Annotated in this window: 5 protein-coding genes; 1 reads left to right on the top strand and 4 read right to left on the bottom strand. The window is 47.5% G+C overall.

Translation table 11 applies throughout. The annotated features are described in order from the left end of the window. Positions 1 to 738 (bottom strand): AraC family ligand binding domain-containing protein (locus AC1DWB_RS30190; protein WP_477544800.1); only part of this gene is annotated, 738 nt, incomplete at its 3' end. 144 nt (positions 739 to 882) lie between these two features. On the opposite strand from AC1DWB_RS30190, the gene AC1DWB_RS30185 reads away from it, so the two are divergent. Further along, complete coding sequence (locus AC1DWB_RS30185; protein ID WP_477544799.1) at positions 883 to 2,778, top strand: glycoside hydrolase family 127 protein; 1,896 nt, start codon at positions 883 to 885, stop codon at positions 2,776 to 2,778. Between the two features lie 264 nt (positions 2,779 to 3,042). On the opposite strand, the gene AC1DWB_RS30180 is transcribed toward AC1DWB_RS30185, so the two are convergent. The 3 genes from AC1DWB_RS30180 to AC1DWB_RS30170 form a co-directional block, all read right to left on the bottom strand. Beyond that, entirely contained in the window at positions 3,043 to 3,273 is a 231-nt protein-coding gene (locus AC1DWB_RS30180) for a helix-turn-helix domain-containing protein (protein ID WP_477544798.1), read from the bottom strand. A 290-nt stretch (positions 3,274 to 3,563) separates the two neighbouring features. Next, positions 3,564 to 4,268 carry a GntR family transcriptional regulator gene (locus tag AC1DWB_RS30175; RefSeq protein WP_477544797.1) on the bottom strand — a complete coding sequence of 235 codons (705 nt, stop codon included), beginning with the start codon at positions 4,266 to 4,268 and terminating at the stop codon, positions 3,564 to 3,566. A gap of 6 nt (positions 4,269 to 4,274) precedes the next feature. After that, on the bottom strand, positions 4,275 to 6,504 hold a 2,230-nt coding region (locus tag AC1DWB_RS30170), incomplete at its 5' end, for a glycoside hydrolase family 20 zincin-like fold domain-containing protein (RefSeq protein WP_477544796.1).

The raw sequence follows: 6,504 nt of genomic DNA, 5'->3' as shown, positions 1-6,504 counted from the left end.
CAAATATTCGAGAGGGGAGAGGTGGAACACTTTGCGCATGCACTTCGCCACATAGATGGGATGGTAATTGAGAGCTTGACCAAGCCGGTCGTAGGTCATATCTTCCTGATAATGCATGCGCAAATAAGTCGCCGCTTTTTCCGCCACTTGTACAAGAGTAGAGTGAGACTGGGRAGGCTGCTCCCGAGCGAGATTTTGCAGAATCTGCAGACACAGCACCTGCTGCTGCAATCTGGCCCAATCATTTGACTGCCGACGCATGTCATTCAGGCTACGTAAATATTCGTACATCTCCACGGGCTGCGACAATTCGCAGTAACGAGAAACATTCAGGGCAAAAACATTGGTATAAGGGTGTGGAGAAGCTCCATCATGGTCTCGGTTCTGTTCCTTTTCCTGCTCGTTATGGATCTGTATATCGGATTGCGCCATTTTTTCCTCGATTAGCTCTTCCCATCGATTGGCTGGATAAAAATGAAGCCAAAAAAAGTGCGTCTGCTCCCGGCAACTCTCGCTTGAATAGTGATAGGCATCGGGACGCAGCAGGAGCGCTTGTCCTGCCTTCACCTCCCATGTACGGTCTTCTTCCCCCATATATAAACATCCCTCTGTTACGACAAGAAGATCAAAGACGTCAATATGAGATCTTGCAGGATGTATATCCCCCGGTTCGTAAACTCCCTCGCCACTGTATAAATAATAAGGAAGTGGCGGTGCTGTAAAACAGAAAGACGACATGCGGGTATCCCTTCTTTTACATTCGGATTGTGTTAATTTATGTTGGATTTATAGCTGGTATAGAGAGTGAATTCCCCCTAATCTAGTATTGTTCAGATATTCGGATCGTACTATTTATATTAGTGGGAAAAAGGAGCGAATACAATGTCCACACCAGCAAAAACCGTTAGTAGAAAATGGTATCCTGTCCGGTTCACGCAAGTCACCGTAGACGATGCCTTCTGGTCTCCACGTATTCAAATCAACCGGGATGTCACCCTGCCATTCCAGTATAAACAGTGTGAGGAAACGGGCCGGATCGATGCATTTCGATTAAATTGGAAACCGGGTCAAGACCGGAAACCGCATATTTTTTGGGATTCCGACGTGGCCAAGTGGATCGAAGCGGCGAGCTACAGGTTGGCTTCAACGCCAGATGTGCAATTGGATCGGCTTGTTGACGAAACGATCGAGCTGATTGCAGCAGCGCAGCAGCCGGATGGTTACCTAAACACTTTTTTTACCGCAGTTCAGCCGGAAGGCAGATGGCAGGATTTAAGTATGAATCACGAGCTGTACTGTGCGGGACATCTGATGGAAGCTGCAGTCGCGCATTATGAAGCGACGGGTAAAACAAAAATGCTGAACGTGATGTGCCGGTATGCCGATTATATCGGGGAAGTGTTTGGCACTGGCGAAGGGCAGTTGCGCGGCTACTGCGGACATGAGGAGATCGAGCTGGCGTTGGTCAAGTTATACCGGGCAACCGGAAAAGAAAACTATTTGCGGCTGGCGCAATATTTTATTGATGAGCGTGGACAGGAGCCGCATTATTTCGACATGGAACTGGCTATCCGCGGTGGGGAAAAGCACAAGCTGTTTAACAACTACAATTATGCGCAGGCGCATATACCGGTGCGCGAGCAGACGGAAGTTGTCGGCCATGCCGTACGGGCGATGTACCTGTATTGTGCGATGGCTGATTTGGCAGGTGAACTCGGAGATGCGACATTGCTGCAAGCGTGCGAGACAATCTGGAACAATCTGTACAAAAAAAAGCTGTATCTCACAGGCGGTATAGGATCATCCCGGCACAACGAAGGCTTTTCGCAGGACTATGATCTTCCGAATGATACTGCTTATGCGGAAACATGTGCTGCTGTCGGTTATGTCCTGTGGAACCATCGCATGCTGCAGCTCGATTGTGACAGCAAATATGCCGATGTGATGGAACGTTCACTGTATAACGGTGTGATCAGCGGTGTTTCGCTTGACGGTACAGCGTTTTTCTACGAGAATCCACTGGAGACGAACGGCACCCATCATCGGAAATCGTGGTTCGGCTGCGCATGCTGTCCGCCGAACATTGCCCGGCTGGTTGCATCCCTTGGTGAATATGCCTATTCGCATAATGATGACGACATAGCGGTACATCTGTATTTGCAGGGCAAAGCAGCGATTCCGGTTGCAGGGCAAGTCGTTACATTGGAGCAGCGGCATGTTTACCCGTGGGAGGGGCGTATTACACTTCTCGTGACACCCGAGCAATCAGCATCATTCGGAATTCGGTTGCGCATTCCGAACTGGTGCCGCGAAGCTACGCTTGCGGTGAATGGGGAGGTTCTTCCACTATCGCTGGAGAAAGGCTACGCCATCATTCACCGTGAATGGCACGCGGGTGATGCAATCACGCTCGATTTGGCGATGCCGGTCAACCGCATTTATAGCCATCCGCGTGTCCGTGCCAATGCTGGCCGTGTGGCGCTGCAGCGTGGACCGCTCGTCTATTGTCTTGAACAGACGGATAACGGTGCTGAATTGTTCGCCTTATCACTGCCAATCGATTCCGAGCTCGAAGCCCGGTTTGACCCGTCACTGCTCGGAGGGGTCACCGTACTGGAAGGACGAGCGCTGCGCCGTTCGGAGGAAGGGTGGGACAATCGCTTGTTCGATACTGAAGATAAGTTGCAGCAGCCGACAACATTTCGTGCAGTTCCGTATGCATACTGGGACAACCGCGATGGCGGGGAGATGCTCATATGGATGAGAGAAACCTTATGATCTTGGCGGAATAGTATTAGCATCTACAGAATAAAGGATACTTTTGCAGGGCTCAGCCATTGTAGTGATGCATGCTTGGAATGCGGGATCACGCGAACAGTTTCCCGGTTGGCGTAGGGCAGTTGAATGACGGAAACGATGCCGGATAATAGACGCTATTCCATCTAATTGCTTGGACATCCTATAAGCTATGTTAGCTTTCCGGTTGTTTTATTCACTTCATTATCCCCCTCCTTCAGCGTGCAATGCTTTCCTCTACTTACTTTACCTGATTGATAGCTTCCAACCAAAGAGGCTGAAATAGAGCGTTTGAAGATTCATATTGTTCATCAACGCATTTTGGATCAATCGAGCTTGGCTAATTTGATCCCCCTCGTATTTGCGATGACCGCTCTCGAAACGGGCTGCCGGAACCAAGACACCTTTCGTTTCATAGAATCGTAATGCACTAGGGGACAGGCCTGTTCTTTCTGCGAATTGTTTAATCGATAGCATCCCACGTTCAATCCTTTGGTAGCGGTTTTCCCCCATCTTAACATAACAAATTGATATTAAGGTACTTCGGAGGTGCTGGTATGCATTGGTCTGAGATATGTGAGAAATACCCAAACCAGATTGTACTAGTTGAGGCGATAACCCGACCTGATTCGCACCTGAGTCGGGTTATCGTCATTGCTTCCTGCATTAGGCCCTGGTAACATGAAGCATCAGACAGTCAAGATTTCAACTGCACAGGCATGCAAAACAGTAAAATCGCATCAAACCTTGGCTCCCGAAACCGATGGCTAATACCAAACATTTTCACCATAATCAAACTTACTGGTTTTCAGCTCCTGCAGCTCGACAAAATTGCAATACGAGTGATAGATATGTTTGCGCATAATAGTCTCCGCCTCGTCGGGATTTCTCCTCTTCAAAGCGACGATCAACTCCCAGTGCTCTTCCACTTCTCTTTCCTTCGAAGATCTCGTTCCTAACATCCGGTTCACCAGAGCGACCTGGAAGGTTATTAATTTATACATGGAAAAAAGACGAGTATGATTGGAAAGTCTGATAATCGTCTCATGAATATGTAAAGAATCCTCCAGTAAATATTGCACGGAATCATCTGCGAGCTTATCCTTCATCCTATTAAAAAAAGTTTCCAGAGCTTCAATATCCTCATCAGTGGCATGTTTTGTGGCCAAGCGGATTGCTAAACCTTCTAGCATGGAACGTATCGTGTAAATTTCGAATACATCTTTCATTACCAATGTTGCTACGGAAGGCCCTTTATTCGGAACAATAGTAATAATCCCTTCCCCTTGCAATTGCCGCAAAGCTTCCCGAACCGGTGATTGGCTGAGTCCCAGTTCTCTGGCTAACTTGGTTTCCACGATGCGATCTCCGGGATTCAATTCCCCAGATAAAATTTGTTTCTTAATGATATTAATTAATTCTTCGCTCACGTTTTGTTTTTGAAAAGTTTGTTTTCCGATGGTTTCTCCCATGTGAAATCATCCTTTTTCTGTTATGGATAATTGTTTTAACAGATCATTACAATTTAGGACTTTTTCCATCAGGTCCTGACGGGTATAAAAATAATGACAGCTCGCTTCAAACCCGATTTTGGAATCCTCACCCATCAACTGAGCATGGGCTCCTGCCAGTTTCCGCTCCTCGATCAGAATTTGCCGCATGGTAGCCGCCAATTCACTCTTTTCTGAACCTTCCTCCAATGGATTCCACTTTTCCCTTAGCCGAATGAATTCCGTTTGGTGCCAAGCGCTGCAAAAATGGTGGTAGGTGGCTAAAGCCATTCTTTGCATCTCACGGAACTGCACAAGACTATGCGGCTCTGCCTTTGTTTCTACAGCTTTCAAGAGGATCAAGCCCTCACGCCAGCCCATCACAATCTTCCGCAACTGCTCGGCAAATATGTCTTCGGGATAATTGCCCCGCCAAGATTTCAAATCATCATAGGGGAAACCAACCATGGTCGCGTTGTATCCCGTCGGCTTCAAATACAATCGATTGGCAGGTCCGGCGTTTTGCGGGCCTGTATATAAGATCGATCCGGAAAGGGGGAATTCATGAAACGCTTGACTGAATTTAACCCAAGCCTCGGCGATGACCGGGCCGACCTCCGTTCCAAACTTGAGGACAGCAAACGTTTGAGTATCCATCGGAAGTTTTCCCGCTTCGTTCCAATAATAATGGGATGCATATTCCAGTGTCATGGATGGATATCCACCCAAAGTCCAGCTCAACATCAGACCGGTGACCCTTGTTTCTGCCAAATTATGCAAATGCTCTTTAATTAAAGGGATGACTGGAAGATACGGAATAGCAGCACATTCCCAGGAAGTGTTAAATTGCACCTTGGCGACTGTTGTCAACTTACGAGATGCTGCCATCTCCCAAAATCCTTTTGATTTGGTACTCGGTCCGACTTGGGAAATGGAATAATCCGATAACTTGGATGGGACACCACCTATTTGGGTTTCAAGCTCAAATTCACTTGTTGACATCAAACTAACGTTCGCAGGCAAATCATTTACCGTCTGCTGCATGACCTCGGGAGTCCAGCCGCGATAATACGTATACCCCCAAGTCCAGCAAAGAACCTTGGCTTGTTTATTCACACTGTAGATGCCTTCGGCAATCACCCGGTTGACTTCTGCAACAATTTCATTTATAGGTCTCTGTGCACATCTCGGGCAGTTGGTAGGTGCGTTAGGATAGCTCCGGGAATAGCAATTTGTCAGATTCTCTGACATCGTTATGGTGAAAACACCCGCAAGCTCCGATACTTGCTTGAAGAGTTCGGCGCACGATTCCCGCAGATAGCTCAGTACTTCCGGTTGAGAGGTGCATAAGCTTGCATATCCATCCAATTCATGCCCTTTCCATTCGGGGTGCTGTTCGAAAAAAGAAAGGGGCATCGATCGTGGTTCGTTTAAATATAAGTAAACACCAATTCCATAGGATGCCGCTCTGTCGACCAGCTTACGCAGGTTTTCCAAGCGAATCTCCCAGTGAAGACTTCGTTCCGGTGCTTTACTCCAAGGAATTAATTGGTATAAGATCCCTTGCAGCCATATTCCGTTGATGCCCAAATCACTTAACCTCTCTAGCAGCTCATCCGGGTATGGATCAAGCTCTGGCTCCAACAAAGGATCGCCATACACGGCAAAATGGGAATAGTTGTACCTCAAATCGTATCGGGTCATCCGCTCTATATAACCCTTGGTAAGATAGGGAGCTCGGCGTTCAGTCATGATTTGTACCAAATGCTGGAGCCCTCTCCATACCCCAATTTCATCGCAACCGTTGATCGCTATATGATCCGGACCGATCATCAAGGAGTGACTTTCAGCGGGGAGATGATCCCCGGAACGAACCGATAGTTCAATCCGCTTCGCATAAGTCGAATCTCGATCATTATGAAGCTGAATGCCAAAACGCTTCTGTACCTTATCGATGAACCGCTTGACGAATATATCCATCCGGCTATTTACCGCCGTTACACTAAACGCTACGCCCCATTGGTCGTCCAAACAAATTTCTTCCGCTTCCGCCCTAAGGGAAGAGTCTGTAATTACAGACTCTTCTCCTTGAAATTCATTAAGAAAAGCAAAGGGTTGCTCCGCTAAACCGAATCCGAATTCCTCTCGCATCTGCTCCATATCATATTTAATTTCCGCTGTTCGCTGCTTCTCTTGCTCCGTCAAATCACTGTACACA

The sequence above is a fragment of the Paenibacillus sp. P4_E11 genome (assembly GCF_056401635.1).
Note: the sequence above shows the minus strand (reverse complement) of the source record. Positions and strands in the feature narration are given on the sequence as shown.